Origin of the sequence: Streptomyces sp. NPDC048584 (genome assembly GCF_043199595.1) — a bacterium.
GTDB lineage: Bacteria > Actinomycetota > Actinomycetes > Streptomycetales > Streptomycetaceae > Streptomyces > Streptomyces edwardsiae.
This window is the reverse complement of the sequence record NZ_JBICWF010000001.1, coordinates 26,808-45,209: the sequence shown is the minus strand read 5'-3', so window position 1 is coordinate 45,209 and position 18,402 is coordinate 26,808. Positions and strand designations below refer to the sequence as shown.

The window sequence follows — 18,402 nt, the reverse complement described above, 5'->3', positions numbered from 1 at the left end:
CCTACGGTGGGGTCATGTCGGAGATCACTTACGTCCGGGGTGACGCCACCGTTCCGTCGGTGAAGGGCGTCAAGGTCATCGCCCATGTCTGCAACGACATCGGCGGCTGGGGCAAGGGCTTCGTCCTCGCCCTCTCCCGCCGCTGGCCCGAACCGGAGGCCGCCTACCGTGCCTGGCACCGGGACCGCGCCTCGACCGACTTCGGCCTGGGCGCGGTCCAGCTGGTGCGGGTGGACCGCTACGTCTGGGTGGCCAACATGATCGGCCAGCGCGGCACCCGGACGGGCAGCAAGGGCGTCCCCGTCCGCTACGAGGCGATCGACACCGCCCTCGGCCGCCTCGCCGGCCACGCGGCCGGGCTCGGCGCCTCGGTCCACATGCCCCGCATCGGCTGCGGCCTCGCGGGGGGCAAGTGGTCCCGCGTCGAGCCCCTGATCACGGAGCGGCTGGTACGGCGCGGGATACCCGTGACCGTGTACGACCACGGTGACTGAGCGGACGTCTCCGACCCCACCCGCGCGGCGCATCACCCGGTGGAGGAGGCCGGTACTTTCTCCCGGCGGGGTGAGTTTTGCGCCAAAGGTGGTAGGGGCGTATCGGGAGGAGTGCTCTCCGCCCGATGGCTCTTGAGGAAAGGTGCCGCCTGTGACGCAGAACGAGCACAGCGACAAGGACGACACGGCGGGCCCGTTGCCGGGCTCCGAGGCGGACCTGCCGGGCCGAGGGCACCCACGGACCGACCGGGTGGTGTTCGGCGTCACGGCCGTCCTCACCCTTGCCTTCGTGGTGTGGGGTGCCGCCTGGACGGACTCGCTCGAGGACGTGTCCAGCACCCTGCTCGGCGGACTGATCCACAACGGCGGCTGGGGGTTCATGCTGACCGCCTCCGGCTTCGTCGTCTTCGCCCTCTGGATCGCCGCCAGCCGCTACGGCCGGATCCACCTCGGCGCCGAGGGCGAGAAGCCGGAGTTCCGCACGGTGTCGTGGATCGCCATGATGTTCAGCGCCGGCATGGGCATCGGCCTGATGTTCTGGGGCGTGAGCGAACCGCTCGCGCACTACACGACGCCCCCGCCCGGCACCAGCCCGGCCGACTCCGGCGAACGCATGGAGACGGCCATGGCCACCACGTTGTTCCACTGGACGCTCCACCCGTGGGCGATCTACGCCGTCGTCGGCCTCGCCATCGCCTACAGCACCTTCCGCAGGCGCCGCCGCCAGACCGTCAGCGCCGTCTTCACCCCGCTCATCGGCGAGCACCACGCCAACGGCGTCGGCGGCCGGATCATCGACGTGCTCGCCATCATCGCGACGGTCTTCGGCTCCGCGGCCTCACTCGGTCTCGGCGCCCTGCAGATCGGCTCCGGGGTGGAGAAGCTCGACTGGATGGACAAGGTCAGCACCGGGCTGCTCGTCGGCATCATCGCCGTCCTGACGGTGGCGTTCGTGGCCTCCGCGGTCTCCGGTGTGGAGAAGGGCATCCAGTGGCTGTCCAACACCAACATGGTGCTGGCCCTGATCCTCGCCGTGTTCGTGTTCGTCGCGGGACCGACCATCCTCATCCTCGACCTGGTGCCGACCTCGGTCTTCGCCTACCTCGGCGATCTGCCCACGCTGGCCGGCCGCACCGAGGCCAGTGGGGGAGAGGGCGTCGCCGACTGGCTGGGCAGCTGGACCGTCTTCTACTGGGCCTGGTGGATCTCCTGGACGCCCTTCGTCGGCATGTTCATCGCGCGCATCAGCCGGGGCCGCACCATCCGCCAGTTCATCGGCGGGGTCATCCTCGTCCCCAGTACCGTCAGCCTGATCTGGTTCGCGATCTTCGGCGGCACCGCGATGCGGCTCCAGGAGCAGAACCGGCTCGGCGACGAGACGACCCCCGAGGGCCGGCTCTTCGCCGTGCTGCAGGAGTACCCCGTCGCCACCCTCACCAGCCTGCTGGTGATGATCCTCGTCGGTATCTTCTTCGTCTCGGGTGCCGACGCGGCCTCCGTCGTCATGGGGACCCTCTCGCAGAAGGGCTCGCTCGAACCCAGCCGCTGGGTGGTGATCTTCTGGGGTGTGGTCACCGGCGGCGTGGCCGCGATCATGCTGCTGGTCGGCAGCGGCCAGGGCGACGCCCTGACCGGTCTGCAGAACCTCACGATCCTCGCGGCGGCCCCGTTCGTCATCGTGATGATCTTCATGTGCGTGGCCCTCATGCGCGACCTGCGCCACGACCCGCTCATCGTGCGCGGCGAAATGGGCTCCGAGGCGGTGGAACTGGCGGTCATCGAGGGCCACAAGAAATACGACGGCGAATTCGAACTCCGAGTGGGCCCGGGCCGGGGCCCGGACGTGGAAGGCGACCCCATCGGCAAACACTGACCCCGCGGCCGGCCGCGCCGCCCGCCCCCGCGGGCAACGTGCCGCGGGGGCGGCACCTTCGCCTCCCGCGCCCCGCGCTCCGCGGGCAGTCGTGGCCCGACGGCAGCCGCGCCGCGGCCCACGAGCCGTCGGACCGACGACCCCGCCGCCGATCACCAGCACATCGCAGCCCGGTTCCGTTTCCCCTGCGGGGACGGGAGCGGACGACGCCAGGGCGCCCTGGTGACGCCGGTGCGGCGGTGCGAACCCGGCGGCGCCCGTCCGCACCCGGCCGTTAGGATCGGCTGTCTGATGACTGCCACACTCGTCGCCAAGAATCTCGCCGCCGGGCACGGCGACCGCTCCCTGTTCACCGGTCTCGACCTCGTCGTCGCACCCGGCGACGTGATCGGTCTCGTCGGCGCCAACGGCGCGGGCAAGTCCACGCTGCTGCGCCTGCTCGCCGGTCTCACCGCACCGGAACAGGGCGAGCTGCGCCTCTCCCCGCCCACCGCGACCGTCGGGCACCTCCCGCAGGAGCCGGAGCGCAGGCCCGGGGAGAGCGTCCGGGAGTTCCTGGCCCGCCGTACCGGTGTCGCCGAGGCCCAGCGCACCATGGACGAGGCGACCCAGGCCCTGGTCGACGGCGCGCCCGGCGCGGACGACGCGTACGCCGGCAGCCTGGAGCGCTGGCTGTCGCTCGGCGGCGCCGACCTCGACGAGCGCGCCGAGGAGGTCGCCGACTCCCTCGGCCTGGCCGTCGGCCTGGACCAGCCGATGCCCTCACTCTCCGGCGGCCAGGCGGCCCGCGCCGGCCTCGCCTCCCTCCTCCTCTCCCGCTACGACGTCTTCCTCCTCGACGAGCCCACCAACGACCTCGACCTGGACGGCCTGGAACGCCTCGAACGCTTCGTGGCCGGACTGCGCGCCGGCACGGTCGTCGTCAGCCACGACCGTGAGTTCCTCACCCGCACGGTCACCAAGGTCCTCGAACTCGACCTGGCCCAGCGGCAGATCAACCTCTACGGCGGTGGCTACGACGCCTATCTGGAGGAGCGGGAGGTCGCCCGCAGGCACGCCCGTGACGACTACGAGGAGTACGCGGACAAGCGGTCCGCACTCCAGGACCGGGCGCAGACACAGCGCGCCTGGATGGACAAGGGCGTGAAGAACGCGCGCCGCAAGGCGGGCAACGACAACGACAAGATCGGCCGCAAGTTCCGCAGCGAGGCCAGCGAGAAGCAGGCCGCGAAGGCCCGTCAGACGCAGCGCATGATCGAGCGCCTGGAGGTGGTGGAGGAGCCGCGCAAGGAGTGGGAACTGCGCATGGAGATCGCGGCGGCCCCCCGCTCGGGCGCGGTCGTCGCCACCCTCCGCGACGCCGAGGTCCGGCGCGGCGACTTCACGCTGGGTCCGGTGTCCCTGCAGATCGACTGGGCGGACCGGGTCGCGGTCACGGGCGCGAACGGCGCCGGCAAGTCGACCCTGCTCGGCGCCCTCCTGGGCCGTGTCCCCCTCGACGCCGGGCACGCCTCCCTGGGCTCGGGTGTCCTGATCGGCGAGGTCGACCAGGCCCGCGCCCTGTTCCACGGCCCGGAGCCCCTGCTCGACGCGTTCCGTCCGGCGGTCCCCGACCTGGATCCGGCCGACATCCGCACGCTCCTGGCCAAGTTCGGCCTGAAGGCGGACCACGTCATGCGCCCCGCGGCCACCCTCTCCCCGGGCGAACGCACCCGAGCCGCGCTGGCCCTCCTCCAGGGCAGGGGCGTCAACCTGCTGATCCTCGACGAGCCGACCAACCACCTGGACCTACCGGCCATCGAACAACTCGAATCAGCCCTCAACACCTACGAAGGCACCCTCCTCCTCATCACCCACGACCGCCGCATGCTCGACGCGGTGCACGTGACAAGGCGCCTGGAGGTCACGGACGGCAAGGTCGTGGAACGGTAGCCACGGACAGTCGCCCCCGCCTGCCCCTCCGCGGGTAGTCACCCGGCCCCTCCGCGCCCACCCGTGCCGCCCCGGCGGCGCGGAGGGCGCGGGCGGCACCCGGCAAGCGCCGGGCCCGCGCACCCCTCGCCCCGACGAGGCCGCGCCTACGCCAACCCGGCCCGCCGCAACGCGTCGGCCATCGCCCCGTCGGCCGGAGCGGGCGCGGCCGCGGACCGCCCCTTCCCCCCGGAACCGGTCCGCCCCTGCCGCTGCTTGGGGGGCCGCCCTCCTTGCCGCTGCTCCCCGCGCTGCCCCCGCTGTTCCCCCTGAGGCGCGGCCTCGTCGTCCAGCCGCAGCGTCAGCGAGATCCTCTTCCGCGGAATGTCGACCTCGAGCACCTTCACCTTGACGATGTCCCCCGGCTTCACCACATCCCGGGGATCCTTCACAAACGTCCTGGACATCGCCGACACATGCACCAGCCCGTCCTGATGCACTCCGATGTCCACGAACGCCCCGAACGCGGCGACGTTCGTGACGACCCCCTCCAGCACCATCCCGGAGACCAGATCGGAGATCTTCTCGACCCCCTCCTTGAACACGGCCGTCTTGAACGCCGGACGCGGGTCACGCCCCGGCTTCTCCAGCTCCCTCAGGATGTCGCCCACCGTCGGCAGACCGAACGTCTCGTCGACGAAGTCCCCCGCCCGCAGCGACCGCAGCACCGCCGTGTTCCCGATCAGCGCGGCGACGTCCGCCCCGGAGGACTTCACCATCCGCCGCACCACCGGATACGCCTCCGGGTGGACACTCGACGCGTCCAGCGGATCGGCACCGCCCCGGATCCGCAGGAAGCCCGCACACTGCTCGAACGCCTTCGGACCGAGCCGGGACACCTTCTTCAGCTCGCTCCGTGACCGGAACGGACCGTTGCCGTCCCGGTGCGCCACGATGTTCTCGGCGAGCCCGGACGTGATGCCGGAGACCCGGGCGAGCAGCGGAGCGGACGCGGTGTTGACGTCGACACCCACGCCGTTCACACAGTCCTCCACCACCGCGTCCAGCGAGCGCGACAGCTTCACCTCGGACAGGTCGTGCTGGTACTGGCCGACGCCGATCGACTTCGGGTCGATCTTCACCAGCTCCGCCAGCGGATCCTGGAGCCGGCGCGCGATCGACACCGCGCCGCGCAGCGACACGTCCATGTCGGGCAGCTCCTGCGAGGCGAACGCGGACGCCGAGTACACGGAGGCGCCCGCCTCGGACACCATCACCTTCGTCAGGTTCAACTCGGGGTGCTGGGTGATGAGTTCACCGGCGAGCTTGTCGGTCTCGCGGGACGCCGTACCGTTGCCGATCGCGATCAGCTCGACCGCGTGCTCCTTCGCCAGCCGCGCCAGCTTCGCGATCGCCTCGTCCCACCGGTTGGCCGGAACATGCGGGTGGATCACATCCGTGGCGACGACCTTGCCGGTCGCGTCCACCACGGCGACCTTCACACCCGTACGGAAACCGGGGTCGAGTCCCAGCGTCGCGCGCGTACCGGCGGGGGCGGCCAGCAGCAGATCGCGCAGGTTCGCCGCGAAGACCCGTACCGCCTCGTCCTCGGCCGCCGTACGCAGCCGCAGCCGCAGGTCGATGCCGAGGTGCACCAGGATGCGCGTACGCCAGGCCCAGCGGACCGTGTCGCCCAGCCATTTGTCGCCCGGACGCCCCTGCTGGGAGACCCTGAAGCGGCTCGCGACGATCCCCTCGTACGACGACGGGCCGTCCACCGCCTCCTCGGGCTCCAGGACGAGGTCGAGGACCTCCTCCTTCTCGCCCCGCAGCATCGCCAGGATCCGGTGCGAGGGCAGTTCGGTGAACGGCTCGGCGAAGTCGAAGTAGTCGGAGAACTTCGCGCCGGCCTCCTCCTTGCCGTCGCGTACCTTCGCGACCAGCCGCCCGCGCACCCACATGCGCTCACGCAGCTCGCCGATCAGGTCCGCGTCCTCCGAGAACCGCTCGGTGAGGATCGCCCGCGCGCCGTCCAGCGCGGCCTGCGGATCGGCGACGCCCTTGCCGGCGTCCACGAACGCGGCGGCCGCGGCGAGGGGCTCGACGCCCGGATCGCCGAGCAGCCCCTCCGCCAGCGGCTCAAGACCCGCCTCGCGCGCGATCTGCGCCTTGGTACGCCGCTTGGGCTTGTACGGCAGATAGATGTCCTCCAGGCGCGCCTTGGTCTCCGCGCCCCGGATCCGCGCCTCCAGCTCCTCGGTGAGCTTGCCCTGCTCGCGCACCGACTCCAGGATCGCCGCCCGGCGCTCCTCCAGCTCCCGCAGATAACGCAGCCGCTCCTCGAGCGTGCGCAGCTGCGCGTCGTCGAGCATCTCGGTCGCTTCCTTGCGGTAGCGGGCGATGAACGGCACGGTCGAACCGCCGTCGAGCAGCTCCACCGCGGCCTTGACCTGCCGCTCCCGTACGCCGAGCTCCTCGGCGATCCTGCCTTCGATGGACCCTGTCAGGGGTGTCGTCACGTTCCCGTACCGCCTTCTCCACTGAGGTTGCGCGGCAATTGTGGCAGGTGGCGGCGACAATCGGGGATCAGGGCGGCGACTCGCCGGGGGAGCGCACGGGCGGCGTCAGGCGCGGCGGCCCCGTGCGGAGGACGAGGCTCCGCCGAACAGCCTGGCGAGCGCCCGGAACGGCAGGGTCACCACAGTGGCGATCGCCCCGCCGATCTGACGCAGGACATCCGCGATGGCACGAAACATGTCGAACTCCTTTCCTTCCGCCCGGCCGTCGTTCGTCCGGACGGAGGACCGTGTACCTCGTCAACGCTTCAACATGCGTGCGGGGCATGGCAGAAATGGTGGGGAACTCGTCGTTGCGGCCATGACGGGATGCCGCGAAGAATCGACGGCATGGCGCAGCGAACCGTTCTCGTCGTCCTCTTCGACGGCGTGCAGAGTCTCGATGTCACCGGCCCCGTGGAGGTCTTCGCGGGCGCCGAGCAGCACACCCCGGGGACGTACCGCCTGTGCACCGCGTCCCTGGACGGCGCTCCCGTGCGCACGACCAGCGGGCTGACCGTCGTACCGGACGGGGCGCTGGCCGACGCGCCCCGTCCGCACACGCTGCTCGTGCCCGGCGGGCAGGGCACCCGCAGACCCGACGCCAGGCTGACGGAGTGGCTGCGGCGGCACGGGCCGCGTGCCGAGCGGCTGGTCTCCGTCTGCACGGGAGCGGGCCTGCTCGCCGGGGCCGGGCTGCTGGACGGCCGGCGCGCCACCACGCACTGGGCCTACTGCGACACCCTGGCCAGGAACCATCCGGCGGTCGAGGTGGACCCGGACCCCATCTATGTCCGGGACGGCCGGGTCGCCACCTCCGCCGGCGTCACCTCGGGCATCGACCTCGCGCTCGCCCTCGTCGAGGAGGACCTCGGCCGAGAGACCGCCCTCACCATCGCCCGGCACCTGGTGGTGTTCCTGCGCCGGCCCGGCAACCAGGCACAGTTCAGCGCCCAGCTCGCCGCCCAGACCGCACAACGCGAGCCACTGCGCGAGGTCCAGCAGTGGATCACCGAGCATCCCGGCGCCGATCTCACCGTCGAGGCCCTCGCCGCCCGCGCGGCCCTCTCCCCGCGGCACTTCGCCCGCGCCTTCCACACCGAGACCGGCATGACACCGGGCCGCTACGTCGACCGCGTACGCCTCGAACACGCCCGCCGCCTGCTGGAGGACACCACCGACGGCGTCGAGGAGATCTCCCGCGCGAGCGGCTACGGCACCCCCGAGGCGATGCGCCGCGCCTTCGTCCGGACCCTCGGCGTGTCACCGGCGGAGTACCGCCGCCGCTTCCGGCCCGCCCCCGCACCCACCCACGCCTGAAAGGAAGCCGATGCAGATCGCCATCGTCCTCTTCGACCGCTTCACCGCCCTGGACGCGGTGGGCCCCTACGAGACCCTCGGCCGGCTCCCGGACGCACGGACCGTGTTCGTCGCCGAACGGACCGGGCCCGTACGCACCGACACCGGCGCCCTGGCCATCACCGCCGACAAGACCCTGGACGAGGTGCCGTCCCCGGACATCGTCGTCGTCCCCGGCGGCCCCGGCCAGACACCCCAGATGGAGAACGGCACACTGCTCGACTGGCTGCGCACCGCCGACGCCACCAGCACCTGGACGACGTCCGTGTGCACCGGATCCCTGCTGCTGGCCGCGGCGGGGCTCCTCCGCGGCCGCCGGGCCACCTCCCACTGGCTGGCGCTGGACCACCTGCGGCGGTACGGCGCCGAGCCGACCGGGGAGCGGGTGGTGACCGACGGCAAGTACGTCACCGCGGCCGGGGTCTCCTCCGGCATCGACATGGGGCTCACCCTGCTCGGCCGGATCGCCGGCGACGAACAGGCCCAGGCCGTCCAGCTGCTCACCGAGTACGACCCGCAGCCGCCCTACGACGCCGGCTCACCGCGGAAGGCGCCCGCGCACCTCGTCGAGGAGTTCCGGTCGAAGAGCCGGTTTATCCTGACGTAGACCAGGTGAAGCGGGGCGGGCGGCGCTCCAGGAACGCGGCGACGCCCTCCGCGGTGTCGCCGCTCCCCGAGGCCCGCTCGCCCCAGTACGCGTCCCGGTCGGTGCGGCCGTTCGCGAACTCCTTCGCCGCCGCCTGCGTCAGCTGTGAGCGGGACGCCAGGATCCGCGCGAACTCCGCGACCCGCCCGTCCAGTTCGCCCTCCGGCAACACCTCGTCCACCAGACCCGTGCGCAGCGCACGCCCGGCATCGATCAACTCGCCCGAGAACAGCAGATACTTGGCGGTCGCCGGGCCCACCAGGGAGACCAGCCGCCGGGTCGCGGAGGCCGGGTAGACGATGCCGAGCTTCGCCGGCGTCACCCCGAACCGGGCCCCCTCCTCGGCGAACCGCAGATCGCAGGCCGCCGCCAGCTGCGCCCCGCCGCCCACACAGTGCCCGCGGACCGCCGCCAGGGCCGGCTTGGGGAAGGCGGCGAGCGCCTCCTCCGCCGCCACCGCCAGCCGCTGCGCCTCGAGCGGCGACCCCCGGAGGGTGGAGATGTCGGCCCCGGCGCAGAACGTGCGGCCCTCGCCGGTGAGCACCAGCACCCGTACGTCCGGATCGGCCACCAGGGTTTCCAGCAGCGGTGGCAGGGAACCCCACATCGCGGCCGTCATGGCGTTGCGTTTCGCGGGATTGCGTATGACGACCGTGGCGACCTGCCCGGTGACGTCGTGCAGCAACTGGGGCTCCATGCGCCGGATGCTATCCGCCCCGGTCACAGCGCCCGGCGGCAGGGATCCCGCCCGGCGGGTGAGCGACGGACGGCGGGGGAGGTCCGTACGGCGGAGACTGGGAGAGGGGAAGCGGGAGCGAGGAGGCAGTCATGGCCGGGTCCGCCACATCCAGGGACGAGACCGCGAAACTGAGCCGCGGCTTCGGCTGGCTCGCCGTACTCGGCGTGATCCTGGTCCTCGCGGGCCTGGTCGGTCTCGTCTACACCGGCGTCGCCACCCTGACCTCGATGGTGCTGTTCGGCTGGCTGCTGCTGATCGGCGGTGTGGTCGGACTGCTGCACGCTGTCCAGGCGCGGGCCACCAACTTCTTCTGGCTCGGCGTGGTCGTCGCCGCCCTCAACATCGCGGCCGGCGTGGTGGTCCTGAAGACACCCGAGGCCGCAGCCGAGGCGCTCACCATGTTCGCCGCCCTGCTGTTCCTCACCGGCGGGCTGTTCCGCCTGGTCGGCAGCCTGGTGGTGCGCGGGCCGCAGTTCGGCTGGACCCTGGTGCAGGGCGCCTTCGGACTGCTCCTCGGCATCCTGGTGCTGGGCACCTGGCCGAGCAGCAGCCAGTACGTCATCGGGACGTTCTTCTCCCTCTCCCTGCTCTTCGACGGGCTCGGCCTGATCGCCACCGGTTACGGCGGCCGCAGGATCGTCGGCATGGTCTCCGAACGGCTGGCCGGCGAGGAGACGGCCCCGGGGACACCGGAGACGGGCGTTCACCGGGCCGCCAAACCCGTACAACCCGAATAGTGTGCCGACCCGGCACGGAGCGGGCCCGAACGGTCCCGCAGGGGGCCGTGGCATAACCGATCGGTCGGAAACGCTCGATATCCGCTGACTTCTGTTCAGTGACGAGGTGTGGAGGCGATCGGTACCAACACTCGACGTGTGGTGACAATCGAGCGTGAGAGCGGCGATCAGCTTCCGTACGAAGGTGTCTGGCGGTTCACCGCCCCGGCCGTCGACGCCTCGGTCCCGCAGGCGCGCCACGCCGTGCGGGACCTGCTGCTGCGCCAGGGGGTGCCGGTCGCGGACGACGTCGTACAGGGACTGCTGCTGATCGTCTCCGAGCTGGTCACCAACGCCGTACGGCACGCGGCACTGCTGTCCCCGATGCTCGCCGTGGAGGTCGCCGTCGGCGCCGAGTGGGTGCGGGTGGCCGTCGAGGACAACCACCCCTACCGGCCCACCGCCCTGGAGACCGACCACGGCCGCACCGGCGGACGCGGACTGCTCCTGGTACGGGAGATCACCCGCGAGTCGGGCGGCGCGTGCGACGTCGAGCACACCACGACCGGCGGCAAGGTCATCTGGGCCGCCCTGCCGCTCAAGCCCCCCGCCCTGCCCTGACGGTCACCAGCCCGCCGACGCTCCCGTCAGTTCGCGGACCGCCGGGCGGGCCGCGTCCAGGACCGTCGGGAACCAGGCCGAGAAGGTGTCCCGCGCGTGCCGCTCCGCCAGCTCCGCCGGGGTCACGAACGCCGTGGACCCCACCTCCTGCGGATCCGGCCGCACCGTCGCCTGCACCATCCCGACGAAGAGATGGTTGTACTCCTGCTCCACCAGGCCCGAGGCCGGGTCCGGGTGGTTGTAGCGGACCGTGCCCGCCTCGGCGAGCAGCGAGGGGGACACCCCCAGCTCCTCGAAGGTCCGCCGGGCCGCCGCCGCGAACGGCGCCTCACCGGGGTAGGGATGGCCGCAGCAGGTGTTCGACCACACACCGGGGGAGTGGTACTTCCCCAGCGCCCGCTGCTGCAGCAGCAACCGCCCCCGCTCGTCGAACAGGAACACCGAGAACGCCCGGTGCAGCCGTCCCGGTGGCTGATGGGCGGCGAGCTTCTCCTCCGTACCGATCGTCACACCGTCCTCGTCGACCAGTTCCAGCAAAATCGGCTCGCCGGCGCCGTTCGACGGGCTGTTCGTCGCGGTGGCAGGTGTGATCGGCATACCCATCCTTCACTCGGTCTTCGCGCCCCAGTCTGCCGCACGAATCCGGCACTCCCGGCACTCCCCGACACCCCCGCATGTCCCGGACCGCCCCGCGCGGGGGCGGAAGGCCGCGTTCCCCGGCGCGCGGGCGCGCGCGGGGGCGCCCAGGTCCTGTCGTGACGACAGGACCTAGTGACAGAGTCGCGCCTCGTGTTCCGCGTGTCCGCCGGGCTCCAGCTGGAAGGTGCAGTGCTCCACGTCGAAGTGGGAGCCCAGGCAGTTCTGCAGCTCGTGCAGCATCTTCTCGTGTCCGATGGCGTTCAGGACGTCGGAGCTGACCACCACGTGCGCGGAGAGCACCGGCATCCCCGAGGTGATCGTCCACGCGTGCAGGTCGTGCACGTCCTCCACGCCCTCCGTCGCCAGGATGTGCGCCCGCACCTGCCCCATGTCGACACCCTTGGGCGCTGCCTCCAGCAGGACGTCCAGGGTCTCGCGCAGCAGCTTCCACGTCCGCGGCACGATCATCACCGCGATCACCAGGGAGGCGATCGGGTCGGCGGCCGTCCAGCCGGTCGTCACGATCACCAGCGCGGCGAGGATGACCGCGAGGGAGCCGAGCGCGTCCGCCGCCACCTCCAGGAAGGCGCCGCGCACGTTCAGGCTCTCCTTCTGCCCGCGCATCAGCAGCGTCAGCGACACCATGTTGGCGACCAGACCGATGGCGCCGAACACCATCGTCAGACCGCCCTCGGTGCCGGCCGGGGTGACGAACCGCTCGACCGCCTCGTACAGCACATAGCCGCCGACACCGAGCAGCAGCAGACAGTTGGCCAGCGCGGCCAGGATCTCCGCGCGGGCCAGCCCGAAGGTACGGCGCTCGCTCGGCGGGCGGTTGGCGACGTGGATGGCGACCAGCGCCATGCCGAGCCCCAGCGCGTCCGTCGCCATGTGGGCGGCGTCCGCCACCAGCGCCAGCGAGTCGGCCATGATCCCGCCGACGATCTCCACGACCATGACGGCGAGCGTGATCGCCAGCGCCACCCGCAGCCTGCCGCGGTACGCGGCGCTCGCGGTACCGCCGGCGGGCGCCCCGTGCGCATGCCCGTGATCGTGCCCTGCCCCCATGCCCGGAACCCCTTCCCGTGACCCCCGTCCGGACCACAGTCAACTACGGGGAGGGGGTATCCGCAACGCGGCACTGAACACCGTTGTCATGTGCTCTGACCTGCGGAAACGATGCGCAGGTCAGAGGCCTGGCGATGGCCGGCGGCCGTGATGCAGCTGCCAGCCCCGCCAGGCCGACTCGATCATCTCGGGCACCGAGCGCCGCGCGGTCCAGCCCAGCCGTTCCTCCGCGCGGGCGGCCGACGCCACCGCGCGGGGCGCGTCGCCGGGCCGGCGGTCCTCCACGACCGGGGCCCGGGTGTCCCCGGTGACCTCGCCGATGGCCGTGATCAGCTCGCGCACCGAGACGCCCTCGCCGCGGCCGATGTTCACCGTCAGATCCCCCGCGACGTCCCCCGCGGACAGCCGTCGGGCCGCCGTCAGATGCGCGTCCGCCAGATCGGCCACGTGGATGTAGTCGCGGACACACGTGCCGTCCGGTGTCGGATAGTCGTCCCCGAAGATGCGCGGGGCCTCGTCACGCGTGAGTCGGTCGAACACCATCGGCACGATGTTGAAGACCCCGGTGTCGGCCAGCTCCGGTGCCGCCGCCCCCGCCACGTTGAAGTAACGCAGGCACACCGTGTCGATGCCGTGCGCCCGGCCCGCCGCCCGGACCAGCCACTCACCGGCGAGCTTGGTCTCGCCGTACGGGTTCACCGGAGCGCAGGGCGCGTCCTCCGCGATGAGATCCACACCGGGGTCGCCGTACACGGCCGCCGAGGAGGAGAAGACGAAACGCCTGATCCCGGCCCCGGCGACGGCGTCCAGGAGGGTCATGAGGCCGCCCAGGTTCTCCCGGTAGTACCGGGTCGGCTGCGCCACGGACTCGCCCGCCTGCTTGCGCGCGGCGAGATGCACCACCCCCGTCACCCCGTGCTCCGCGCACACCCGCTCCAGCAGCTCGCCGTCCAGTGACGAGCCCCGGACCAGCGGGACCTCGGCGGGCAGCCGCGCCGGCACCCCGGCCGAGAGATCGTCCAGCGCGACGACCCGTTCCCCGGCACCGGTCATGGCTCGCGCCACATGTGCCCCGATATAACCGGCTCCGCCGGTGATCAGCCATGTCATGGTCGCCCACCCTATGCCGAGCGGGCCCAGCGGCCGGTTATGCGACCCTTGCGGCCACATGCCCGTTCCGCTACGGCGGTTTGTGGGCGGGGCCCCGCATCACCGATGATGATCGCGGCAGCGGCGCGCGGGCGAACCACACCGATCCACTCGTCGAACGGGCGGTGAACACGGCCTGGTGGGCATCCGATAGCCTCTGCCGACATGCCGCCCGGGGGACCCGCACGGGCAGCTCATCGTGTACATGACCGGCGTCGACGCGTCGGCACCCAGGGAGTGAGATTCGGTTGTCGACCGCCATCCTCACCGGTCCGCCGGTCCCCGGTTCGTCACTCGAGGGCGATCTGCGCTCCCTCGGCTTCGACGTACGGATCGCGACCGGCATCGCCGAGGCCGAGACGCTGCTCACGGCGGTGCCCGCCGGACAGCGGGTCGCCGTCGTCGACGCCCGCTTCGTGGGCCATGCGCACGCCCTGCGCCTCGGCCTCACCGACCCCCGCTTCCCGCTCTCCGCGATCACCGGCGCGGTCACCGCCCAGCCCGCCGCCCGGCAGGCCCTGACCCGCGCGCTGGCCCGCGAGAACTCCGCGGCCGGCGGCACCACCCTCGTGGACAGCCTCGCCGACCGGATCGCCGGCGCCCTCGACACCGACGGCGCCGACGTGCACCGCCCCGAGCTGGGCAGCCTCGTCGCCACGGTCCCCGGCGACCCCCAGACCCGTAACGAGGCCCGGCAGGCCGTCGCCGCCGTCGACGACGAGGCCGTACGTCTGAAGTCGGCCGTCAAGGCCCGGGACGGCTTCTTCACCACCCACTTCATCAGCCCGTACTCCCGCTACATCGCCCGCTGGTGCGCCCGCCGCGGACTGACCCCGAACCAGGTCACCACCGCCTCCCTGCTCACCGCGCTGATAGCCGCCGCCTGCGCCGCCACCGGCACCCGCGGCGGTTTCGTCGCCGCCGGCGCTCTGCTCATCGCCTCGTTCGTGCTGGACTGCACCGACGGCCAGCTCGCCCGCTACTCCCTGCAGTACTCCACCCTCGGTGCCTGGCTCGACGCCACCTTCGACCGCGCCAAGGAGTACGCCTACTACGCCGGCCTCGCCCTCGGCGCCGCCCGCGGCGGCGACGACGTGTGGGCCCTCGCCCTCGGCGCGATGATCCTGCAGACCTGCCGGCACGTCGTGGACTTCTCCTTCAACGAGGCCAACCACGACGCCTCCGCGCTCGGTGAACTGTCGCTGGCGAGCCCCACCGCCGCCCTCTCCGACAGGCTCGACAGCGTCGGCTGGACGGTCTGGCTGCGCCGCATGATCGTCCTGCCGATCGGCGAACGCTGGGCGATGATCGCCGTCCTCACGGCCGTCACCACCCCCAGGATCACCTTCTACGCCCTGCTCATCGGCTGCGCCTTCGCCGCGACGTACACCACGGCGGGCCGGGTCCTGCGCTCGGTGACCCGCAAGGCGAAGCGCACCGACCGGGCCGCGCGGGCACTGGCGGACCTCGCCGACTCCGGTCCGCTCGCCCAGGCCCTCGCCGGCCCGCTGGACCGGACCGCCCGCCGGCTGCCCGGCTTCGCCGTTCCGGCACTCGCCCTGACCGGCGGCCTCGCCGTCACCGCCACCGCCGTACTCACCGGCTTCGGCGGCCCCTGGACGGTCGTCGCCGCCTGCGGCTACGTCCTGACCTCCGCCCTCGCCGTCACCCGCCCCCTCAAGGGTGCCCTCGACTGGCTGGTCCCGCCCTTCCTCCGCGCCGCCGAGTACGGCACCGTCCTCGCGCTCGCGGCCGACGCGAACGTGAACGGAGCCCTTCCGGCGGCCTACGGACTGGTGGCCGCGGTCGCCTACCATCACTACGACACGGTCTACCGCATCCGCGGCAACGCGGGCGCGTCCCCGCGCTGGCTGGTGCGGGCGATCGGGGGACACGAGGGCCGCACGCTCGCGGTCGCCGTCCTGGCGGCGGTGCTCACCGCTTCACAGTTCACCGTCGCGCTCACGGTCCTCGCCGTGGCCGTGGCGCTGCTGGTGCTCGTCGAGAGCATCCGCTTCTGGGCCTCCTCCGGGGCGCCCGCCGTACACGACGAAGGAGAACCCGCATGATCGGCCTCGTGCTGGCGGCAGGCGCCGGACGGCGTCTGCGCCCCTACACCGACAGCCTCCCCAAGGCGCTGGTGCCGGTCGGGCCCGCGGGTACAGAGGGCGAACCGACGGTCCTGGACCTCACCCTCGGCAACTTCGCCGAGATCGGGCTGACCGAGGTCGGTGTCATCGTCGGCTACCGCAAGGAGGCCGTCTACGAGCGCAAGGCCGCCCTCGAGGCCAAGTACGGCGTCAAGCTCACCCTCATCGACAACGACAAGGCCGAGGAGTGGAACAACGCCTACTCCCTGTGGTGCGGCCGTGACGCCCTCGAGGACGGTGTGATCCTCGCCAACGGCGACACCGTCCACCCGGTCTCCGTCGAGAAGACCCTGCTCGCCGCCCGCGGCGACGGCAAGAAGATCATCCTCGCCCTGGACACGGTGAAGAAGCTCGCCGACGAGGAGATGAAGGTCGTCGTCGACCCCGAGAAGGGGATGACGCGGATCACCAAGCTGATGGACCCCGCCGAGGCGACGGGCGAGTACATCGGCGTCACCCTCATCGAGGGCGCCGCCGCCGCCGAGCTCGCCGACGCGCTGAAGACCGTCTGGGAGACGGACCCGCAGCAGTTCTACGAGCACGGCTACCAGGAGCTGGTGAACCGCGGCTTCCGGATCGACGTGGCGCCGATCGGCGACGTCCAGTGGGTCGAGATCGACAACCACGACGACCTCGCCCGTGGACGGGAGATCGCGTGCCAGTACTGACCCGGCTCATCCCCTCGCCGGTCGTCGTCGACATCCGCCCGGGCGCCCTCGACGACCTGGCCTGTGTCCTCGCCGACGAGCGCATCTCGCAGTCGGGCCGGCTCGCCATAGCCGTCAGCGGCGGTTCGGGCGCCCGGCTGCGCGAGCGGGTCGCGCCCTCGCTGCCCGGCGCCGACTGGTTCGAGGTCGGCGGCGGCACCATCGACGACGCGGTCCGGCTGGCGGGCGCCATGAAGGCCGGCCACTACGACGCGGTCGTGGGCCTCGGCGGCGGGAAGATCATCGACTGCGCCAAGTTCGCGGCGGCGCGCGTCGGCCTGCCCCTGGTCGCCGTCGCCACCAACCTCGCGCACGACGGCCTCTGCTCCCCGGTCGCCACCCTCGACAACGACGCGGGCCGCGGCTCGTACGGCGTGCCGAACCCGATCGCGGTCGTCATCGACCTCAACGTCATCCGCGAGGCCCCGGTCCGTTTCGTCCGGTCCGGCATCGGGGACGCCGTCTCCAACATCTCCGCCGTCGCCGACTGGGAGCTGTCCCACCGCGTCAACGGCGAGAAGGTCGACGGTCTCGCCGCCGCCATGGCCCGGCAGGCCGGCGAGGCGGTGCTGCGGCACCCGGGCGGCGTCGGCGACGACGGATTCCTCCAGGTACTGGCCGAGTCGCTGGTGCTCACCGGGATCGCCATGTCCGTCTCCGGTGACTCCCGTCCGGGATCCGGCGCCTGCCACGAGATCAACCACGCCTTCGACCTGCTCCACCCTCAGCGGGCCGCAGCCCACGGCGAGCAGTGCGGACTGGGCGCGGCCTTCGCGATGTATCTGCGCGGTGCCCACGACGAATCGGCCGCCATGGCCGAGGTGCTGCGCAGACACGGACTTCCGGTGCTGCCGGAGGAGATCGGATTCACCGTGGACGAGTTCGTCCGGGTCGTCGAGTTCGCCCCGGAGACCCGCCCCGGCCGCTTCACCATTCTCGAACATCTCGACCTGAAGACCGAACAGATCAAGGACGTCTACGCCGACTATGTCAAGGCCATCGGTAGCTGAACTCCGTCCGGTCGTCCACCCCCCGGGGGTCAAGGACCGGCGCAGCGGTGAGCACTGGATGGGGCGCCTCTATATGCGTGAGGTGTCCCTGCGGGTGGACCGCTACCTGGTGAACACCAGGGTCACGCCCAACCAGCTCACGTACCTGATGACCGTCTGCGGCGTCCTCGCGGCCCCGGCACTGCTGGTGCCGGGGATCACGGGGGCCGTCCTCGGCGTCGTGGCCGTGCAGCTGTACCTGCTGCTGGACTGCGTCGACGGCGAGATAGCGCGCTGGCGCAAGCAGTACTCGCTCGGCGGGGTCTACCTGGACCGGGTCGGCGCCTACCTCACCGACGCCGCCGTCCTGGTCGGTCTCGGCCTGCGCGCCGCCGACCCGTTCGGCAGCGGACGGATCGACTGGCTCTGGGCCTTCCTCGGCACGCTGGCCGCCCTCGGCGCCATCCTGATCAAGGCGGAGACCGACCTCGTCGGCGTCGCCCGGCACCAGAACGGGCTGCCGCCGGTGAAGGAGGCCGCCGCCGAGATGCGCTCCTCCGGCATGGCGCTGGCCCGCCGGGCCGCCGCCGCGTTCAAGTTCCACCGCCTCATCCTCGGCATCGAGGCGTCCCTGCTGATCCTGGCCCTCGCGATCGTGGACGCGGTCCGGGACGACCTCTTCTTCACCCGTCTGGGCACCGCCGTCCTGGCCGGCATCGCCCTGCTGCAGACCCTGCTGCACCTGGTGTCCGTCCTCGCCTCCAGCAGGCTGAAGTGAGCACCGGC

17 protein-coding genes are annotated in these 18,402 nt (G+C 71.9%); 11 read left to right on the top strand and 6 right to left on the bottom strand.

Annotated features, from left to right (window positions below):
• The first annotated feature begins 14 nt into the window (after positions 1-14).
• From ACGFR9_RS00210 to ACGFR9_RS00200, 3 genes are all read left to right on the top strand, one after another.
• On the top strand, positions 15-494 hold the full coding sequence (locus ACGFR9_RS00210; protein ID WP_393201227.1) for a macro domain-containing protein: 480 nt from the start codon (positions 15-17) through the stop codon (positions 492-494).
• A 151-nt stretch (positions 495-645) separates the two neighbouring features.
• Positions 646-2,367, top strand: a complete 1,722-nt coding sequence (locus ACGFR9_RS00205) for a BCCT family transporter (protein ID WP_393201224.1) — start codon at positions 646-648, stop codon at positions 2,365-2,367.
• A 291-nt stretch (positions 2,368-2,658) separates the two neighbouring features.
• Positions 2,659-4,299 (top strand): ABC-F family ATP-binding cassette domain-containing protein, encoded by a 1,641-nt coding sequence (locus ACGFR9_RS00200; protein ID WP_393201221.1) that lies wholly within the window; start codon positions 2,659-2,661, stop codon positions 4,297-4,299.
• Between the two features lie 146 nt (positions 4,300-4,445).
• On the opposite strand, the gene ACGFR9_RS00195 is transcribed toward ACGFR9_RS00200, so the two are convergent.
• Together ACGFR9_RS00195 and ACGFR9_RS00190 are read right to left on the bottom strand one after the other, a co-directional pair.
• Positions 4,446-6,797: a Tex family protein gene (locus ACGFR9_RS00195; RefSeq protein ID WP_393201218.1), complete on the bottom strand. Its 2,352-nt coding sequence runs from the start codon at positions 6,795-6,797 to the stop codon at positions 4,446-4,448.
• A gap of 105 nt (positions 6,798-6,902) precedes the next feature.
• A complete protein-coding gene (locus ACGFR9_RS00190; protein ID WP_267883060.1) occupies positions 6,903-7,034 on the bottom strand; it encodes an LPFR motif small protein in 132 nt (43 codons plus the stop codon).
• A 150-nt stretch (positions 7,035-7,184) separates the two neighbouring features.
• On the opposite strand from ACGFR9_RS00190, the gene ACGFR9_RS00185 reads away from it, so the two are divergent.
• Both ACGFR9_RS00185 and ACGFR9_RS00180 read left to right on the top strand, forming a co-directional pair.
• The gene (locus tag ACGFR9_RS00185) at positions 7,185-8,153 is read left to right on the top strand and encodes a GlxA family transcriptional regulator (protein ID WP_393201214.1); all 969 of its coding nucleotides are present in this window, start codon (positions 7,185-7,187) and stop codon (positions 8,151-8,153) included.
• 10 nt (positions 8,154-8,163) lie between these two features.
• Positions 8,164-8,799: a DJ-1/PfpI family protein gene (locus tag ACGFR9_RS00180; protein WP_393201211.1), complete on the top strand. Its 636-nt coding sequence runs from the start codon at positions 8,164-8,166 to the stop codon at positions 8,797-8,799.
• Here the strand turns inward: ACGFR9_RS00180 and ACGFR9_RS00175 are convergent.
• Positions 8,786-9,535 carry an enoyl-CoA hydratase/isomerase family protein gene (locus ACGFR9_RS00175; protein WP_393201208.1) on the bottom strand — a complete coding sequence of 250 codons (750 nt, stop codon included), beginning with the start codon at positions 9,533-9,535 and terminating at the stop codon, positions 8,786-8,788. The two genes, ACGFR9_RS00180 and ACGFR9_RS00175, sit on opposite strands and share 14 nt — an antisense overlap.
• A 131-nt stretch (positions 9,536-9,666) precedes the next feature.
• Between ACGFR9_RS00175 and ACGFR9_RS00170 the strand changes: the two genes are divergently transcribed.
• Together ACGFR9_RS00170 and ACGFR9_RS00165 are read left to right on the top strand one after the other, a co-directional pair.
• Positions 9,667-10,314 (top strand): HdeD family acid-resistance protein, encoded by a 648-nt coding sequence (locus ACGFR9_RS00170; protein WP_393201205.1) that lies wholly within the window; start codon positions 9,667-9,669, stop codon positions 10,312-10,314.
• A 138-nt stretch (positions 10,315-10,452) separates the two neighbouring features.
• Positions 10,453-10,914: an ATP-binding protein gene (locus ACGFR9_RS00165; RefSeq protein WP_393201202.1), complete on the top strand. Its 462-nt coding sequence runs from the start codon at positions 10,453-10,455 to the stop codon at positions 10,912-10,914.
• A gap of 3 nt (positions 10,915-10,917) precedes the next feature.
• Here ACGFR9_RS00165 and idi read toward each other — a convergent pair whose 3' ends face one another.
• The 3 genes from idi to galE form a co-directional block, all read right to left on the bottom strand.
• Positions 10,918-11,511: an isopentenyl-diphosphate Delta-isomerase gene (gene idi / locus ACGFR9_RS00160; protein ID WP_393201199.1), complete on the bottom strand. Its 594-nt coding sequence runs from the start codon at positions 11,509-11,511 to the stop codon at positions 10,918-10,920.
• A gap of 171 nt (positions 11,512-11,682) precedes the next feature.
• The gene (locus ACGFR9_RS00155) at positions 11,683-12,621 is read right to left on the bottom strand and encodes a cation diffusion facilitator family transporter (protein WP_393201196.1); all 939 of its coding nucleotides are present in this window, start codon (positions 12,619-12,621) and stop codon (positions 11,683-11,685) included.
• Between the two features lie 120 nt (positions 12,622-12,741).
• Positions 12,742-13,731, bottom strand: a complete 990-nt coding sequence (gene galE / locus ACGFR9_RS00150) for a UDP-glucose 4-epimerase GalE (RefSeq protein WP_393201193.1) — start codon at positions 13,729-13,731, stop codon at positions 12,742-12,744.
• A 287-nt stretch (positions 13,732-14,018) separates the two neighbouring features.
• On the opposite strand from galE, the gene ACGFR9_RS00145 reads away from it, so the two are divergent.
• The 4 genes from ACGFR9_RS00145 to ACGFR9_RS00130 are packed head-to-tail and all read left to right on the top strand — an operon-like array spanning position 14,019 to position 18,394.
• The gene (locus ACGFR9_RS00145) at positions 14,019-15,839 is read left to right on the top strand and encodes a DUF5941 domain-containing protein (protein ID WP_393201190.1); all 1,821 of its coding nucleotides are present in this window, start codon (positions 14,019-14,021) and stop codon (positions 15,837-15,839) included.
• The gene (locus ACGFR9_RS00140) at positions 15,836-16,588 is read left to right on the top strand and encodes a sugar phosphate nucleotidyltransferase (protein ID WP_393201187.1); all 753 of its coding nucleotides are present in this window, start codon (positions 15,836-15,838) and stop codon (positions 16,586-16,588) included. The genes ACGFR9_RS00145 and ACGFR9_RS00140 overlap by 4 nt, the downstream gene beginning before the upstream one ends.
• Complete coding sequence (locus ACGFR9_RS00135) at positions 16,576-17,637, top strand: iron-containing alcohol dehydrogenase family protein (RefSeq protein ID WP_311647614.1); 1,062 nt, start codon at positions 16,576-16,578, stop codon at positions 17,635-17,637. The genes ACGFR9_RS00140 and ACGFR9_RS00135 overlap by 13 nt, the downstream gene beginning before the upstream one ends.
• Positions 17,615-18,394: a CDP-alcohol phosphatidyltransferase family protein gene (locus tag ACGFR9_RS00130; protein WP_078621149.1), complete on the top strand. Its 780-nt coding sequence runs from the start codon at positions 17,615-17,617 to the stop codon at positions 18,392-18,394. Before ACGFR9_RS00135 ends, ACGFR9_RS00130 begins: the two co-directional genes overlap by 23 nt.
• Positions 18,395-18,402: the final 8 nt, after the last annotated feature.